The organism is Citrobacter sp., from assembly GCF_050252275.1.
Taxonomy (GTDB): domain Bacteria; phylum Pseudomonadota; class Gammaproteobacteria; order Enterobacterales; family Enterobacteriaceae; genus Citrobacter_A; species Citrobacter_A amalonaticus.
Genome location: NZ_JBFWLF010000328.1, coordinates 1 through 4,744, shown reverse-complemented (window position 1 = coordinate 4,744; position 4,744 = coordinate 1). Strand labels below are relative to the sequence as shown.

Sequence of the window (4,744 nt, the reverse complement as noted above, 5' to 3'; positions counted from 1 at the left end):
TGCTCTTTGGCGTGGGTAAACCTTGCTCGTCTAAAAAGTAATCCCCACTGAAGACCAACACCCCATTTCGCTGGGTCACACCGGTGGCAACAATGCCCGCCAGCGTATCTTCATGCTCACGAATGATTTTGTTGGCTTCAATCAACAGCGTTTCGCGATCGATAGGTTGTGTCTCTTTGCGCATTTTTTACTCCTTAAACAAGGGCATTAGTCTACGCCGACCGACTCTTTTGGGCAAATATTCCCTCAGTGTGTACAAGGGGTTGTCAACCTTTGCTGACTGGCAGGATTTAGTTTTGCATGCTAATAAAGTTGCGTAACGAATTTTATCAGGTACAGTGTGACGCTTTCGTCAACCAGGCAACAGATTTGCTTGACATTCGACCGAAATTCCGTCGTGCTATAGCGCCTCTGTGCGAAAAAACCTGTCAACTCAGTCACCTGGCTATTTAGTGTACAGAGTCAGTACAAGGGGTTGATATCCGCAGACGCAGGGACCATATCCGTGGCTCGTCGCCAGTGGATGGTGTATCAACGTGCGACGCATTCCTGGAAGAATCAATTTAGGTAAAGGTGAATATGGGTAAAGCTCTTGTCATCGTTGAGTCCCCGGCAAAAGCCAAAACGATCAACAAGTATCTGGGTAATGACTACGTGGTTAAGTCCAGCGTCGGTCATATCCGTGACTTGCCGACCAGTGGCTCAGCAGCTAAAAAGAGCGCCGACTCTACCTCCACCAAAACGGCTAAAAAGCCCAAAAAGGATGAACGTGGCGCGCTCGTCAACCGTATGGGCGTTGACCCGTGGCACAACTGGGATGCGCACTATGAAGTGCTGCCCGGTAAAGAGAAGGTCGTCTCTGAACTGAAACAACTGGCTGAAAAGGCCGACCACATCTATCTCGCAACCGACCTTGACCGCGAAGGGGAAGCCATTGCATGGCACCTGCGGGAAGTGATCGGGGGTGATGACACGCGTTATAGTCGCGTGGTGTTTAACGAAATTACCAAGAATGCGATTCGTCAGGCGTTTGAAAAGCCGGGCGAACTGAACATTGACCGGGTTAACGCTCAGCAGGCACGTCGCTTTATGGATCGCGTGGTGGGCTATATGGTCTCGCCGCTGTTGTGGAAAAAGATTGCTCGCGGTCTGTCAGCCGGTCGCGTTCAGTCCGTGGCGGTGCGTCTGGTCGTTGAGCGTGAGCGCGAGATTAAAGCGTTTGTACCGGAAGAGTTCTGGGAAATTGATGCCAATACCACCACGCCTTCCGGCGATGCGCTGCCTTTGCAGGTGACCCATCAGAACGACAAGCCGTTTCGTCCGGAGAACCGTGAGCAGACGCTTGCGGCGGTAAGCCTGCTGGAGAAAGCGCGCTACAGCGTTCTGGAACGTGAAGACAAGCCAACCAGCAGCAAGCCGGGCGCGCCGTTTATCACCTCCACGCTGCAACAGGCGGCCAGCACGCGTCTCGGTTTTGGCGTGAAAAAGACTATGATGATGGCGCAGCGTTTGTACGAAGCGGGCTACATCACCTATATGCGTACCGACTCGACCAACCTGAGTCAGGATGCCGTGAATATGGTGCGCGGTTACATCGGCGACAATTTCGGCAAGAAATATCTGCCGGAAAGTCCGAATCAGTACGCCAGCAAAGAAAATTCGCAGGAAGCACACGAAGCGATTCGTCCTTCCGACGTCTCCGTACTGGCGGAAACGCTGAAGGATATGGAAGCCGACGCGCAAAAACTGTATCAGCTGATCTGGCGTCAGTTTGTCGCCTGTCAGATGACCCCGGCGCAGTACGATTCCACCACCCTAACCGTGGGTGCGGGTGATTTTCGTCTGAAGGCGCGCGGTCGTATTCTGCGCTTCGACGGCTGGACGAAAGTGATGCCCGCGTTGCGTAAAGGTGATGAAGACCGGACGCTGCCGGCGGTGAATAAAGGTGATGCGCTGTCTCTGGTTGAACTGATCCCGGCTCAACACTTCACCAAGCCACCGGCGCGCTTCAGCGAAGCCTCGCTGGTGAAAGAGCTGGAAAAACGCGGAATTGGCCGTCCGTCGACCTATGCGTCGATCATTTCGACCATTCAGGATCGTGGCTACGTGCGGGTGGAAAACCGTCGCTTCTATGCGGAAAAAATGGGTGAGATTGTCACCGATCGTCTGGAAGAGAATTTCCGCGAGCTGATGAACTACGATTTCACCGCGCAGATGGAAAACAGCCTCGACCAGGTCGCGAATCACGAAATCGAATGGAAAGGCGTGCTCGACAACTTTTTCAGTGATTTTACTCAGCAACTCGACAAAGCGGAGAAAGATCCGGAAGAGGGCGGGATGCGTCCGAACCAGATGGTGTTGACCAGCATCGACTGCCCCACCTGCGGACGCAAAATGGGAATTCGCACCGCCAGTACTGGCGTGTTCCTTGGCTGCTCGGGTTATGCGTTGTCGCCGAAAGAGCGCTGCAAAACCACCATTAACCTGGTGCCGGAAAACGAAGTCCTGAACGTGCTGGAAGGTGATGACGCGGAAACCAACGCCCTGCGCGCCAAACGTCGTTGTCAGAAGTGCGGTACGGCGATGGACAGCTACCTGATCGATCCGAAGCGCAAGCTGCATGTTTGTGGTAATAACCCGACCTGCGACGGCTACGAGATCGAAGAAGGCGAATTCCGTATCAAAGGGTATGACGGTCCGATCGTCGAGTGCGAAAAATGTGGCTCTGAGATGCACCTGAAGATGGGGCGTTTCGGTAAGTACATGGCATGCACTAACGACGAGTGTAAAAACACCCGTAAGATCCTGCGTAACGGTGAAGTTGCACCGCCGAAAGAAGATCCGGTTCCGCTGCCCGAGTTGCCGTGTGAAAAATCGGATGCGTATTTCGTGCTGCGTGATGGCGCTGCCGGGGTCTTCCTGGCCGCCAATACTTTCCCGAAATCCCGTGAGACGCGCGCACCGCTGGTGGAAGAGTTATACCGCTTCCGCGATCGTCTGCCAGAAAAACTGCGTTATCTGGCCGATGCGCCGCAACAGGATCCGGAAGGCAATAAAACGCTGGTGCGTTTTAGCCGTAAGACCAAACAGCAGTATGTTGCCGCTGAAAAAGACGGGAAAGCGACCGGCTGGTCTGCCTTCTTTGTTGATGGTAAATGGGTCGAAGGCAAGAAGTAACCGCCCACGGTGCAGTTGTGCTGAAGAGGGTCGCGTAAGCGGCCCTTTTTTTGTTTTTATAGCGGACTTATTATTTTTTACTCACCGCTATACAGCCTGTTTATTAATGATATAGTGGTTATAGTTAACGGCTTTTTTATTATTAAATCGTATTAGCAGCGCATCACTGCCTGCTCTGAAACGATGACCTGATGGCGCTAATCTGGATGGTTTAACATGAAATTACAGCAGCTTCGCTACATTGTTGAGGTGGTGAATCACAACCTTAACGTCTCCTCCACCGCGGAAGGCCTTTATACCTCGCAACCGGGTATCAGTAAGCAGGTTCGCATGCTGGAAGACGAACTTGGCATCCAGATCTTTGCCCGTAGCGGTAAGCATCTGACTCAGGTGACGCCGGCTGGTCAGGAGATTATCCGCATTGCGCGCGAAGTGCTCTCCAAAGTGGATGCGATAAAGTCCGTTGCCGGTGAGCATACCTGGCCGGATAAAGGCTCTCTCTATATTGCGACGACGCATACCCAGGCGCGTTATGCGCTACCGAATGTGATTAAAGGCTTTATCGAGCGCTATCCGCGTGTGTCGTTGCATATGCACCAGGGGTCACCCACACAGATCGCTGAAGCGGTTTCAAAAGGAAATGCCGACTTTGCCATTGCCACGGAAGCGCTGCATCTGTATGACGATCTGGTCATGTTGCCATGCTATCACTGGAATCGTTCGATTGTGGTGACGCCTGAGCATCCGCTGGCCAATAAAGGGTCGGTGACCATTGAAGAACTGGCACAGTATCCACTGGTGACGTACACCTTTGGCTTTACGGGGCGCTCTGAACTGGATACCGCGTTTAACCGCGCAGGTTTGACGCCACGTATCGTCTTTACGGCGACTGACGCCGATGTGATCAAAACCTACGTGCGTTTAGGCTTAGGAGTGGGGGTGATTGCCAGCATGGCCGTCGATCCGCTGTCCGATCCGGATCTGGTTCGCGTGGACGCCCACGACGTCTTCAGCCACAGCACGACAAAGATCGGTTTTCGTCGCAGCACGTTCCTGCGCAGTTACATGTATGATTTCATTCAACGTTTCGCCCCGCATTTGACGCGTGACGTGGTGGATACCGCCGTGGCGTTGCGCTCGAACGAAGAAATAGAAGAGATGTTTAAAGATATCAAACTACCTGAAAAGTAATCGTCACAGAAAACGGTCGGTATCTTTTGTTGGCAGGAGATACCGAAAGTTTTAATTAAATCGCCATTGGTTTTATTAAGGCTGGCGTAATAATAATGTCCACATGATGATTATGGATAATCGACCGTAAAGTAGTGTCTTATTCCCCGCCTCGCCAATTTCCCTTTTCAAATATTTATTTTCGATCAAAAGATTGATTTATTCACTGGAAACGATTCGTAAATTCACTGGATATTTGACTAAAGTTTCATTAGGATTTGTCTCATCTGATGATTAATTGTACCGATTGTTGGTGCTTAAATGATAAGTGATGCCGATTGTATGAGGTTAGCAATGCCGACTGAAAACCAGGAGCCACGTCGGGACCCTGAGATGA

At 51.8% G+C, this 4,744-nt stretch carries 3 protein-coding genes and 1 pseudogene; 3 read left to right on the top strand and 1 reads right to left on the bottom strand.

What is annotated here, in order from left to right; genetic code table 11:
- The coding region (locus AB7E14_RS20690) for a DUF2498 family protein (RefSeq protein ID WP_428169878.1) at positions 1 to 184 on the bottom strand (184 nt) is incomplete at its 3' end.
- A 395-nt stretch (positions 185 to 579) separates the two neighbouring features.
- Between AB7E14_RS20690 and topA the strand changes: the two genes are divergently transcribed.
- From topA to AB7E14_RS20675, 3 genes and pseudogenes are all read left to right on the top strand, one after another.
- Complete coding sequence (gene topA / locus AB7E14_RS20685) at positions 580 to 3,177, top strand: type I DNA topoisomerase (RefSeq protein WP_043000535.1); 2,598 nt, start codon at positions 580 to 582, stop codon at positions 3,175 to 3,177.
- A 216-nt stretch (positions 3,178 to 3,393) separates the two neighbouring features.
- Positions 3,394 to 4,368 carry an HTH-type transcriptional regulator CysB gene (gene cysB, locus AB7E14_RS20680; protein WP_043000536.1) on the top strand — a complete coding sequence of 325 codons (975 nt, stop codon included), beginning with the start codon at positions 3,394 to 3,396 and terminating at the stop codon, positions 4,366 to 4,368.
- A gap of 300 nt (positions 4,369 to 4,668) precedes the next feature.
- Positions 4,669 to 4,744, top strand: a pseudogene (locus AB7E14_RS20675) (YmiA family putative membrane protein); the annotation flags it as partial.

Excerpts from the sequence above, each read along its gene's own strand:
- topA (WP_043000535.1), top strand. The coding sequence starts at position 580 with ATGGGTAAAGCTCTTGTCATCGTTGAGTCCCCGGCAAAAGCCAAAACG.
- cysB (WP_043000536.1), top strand. The coding sequence starts at position 3,394 with ATGAAATTACAGCAGCTTCGCTACATTGTTGAGGTGGTGAATCACAAC.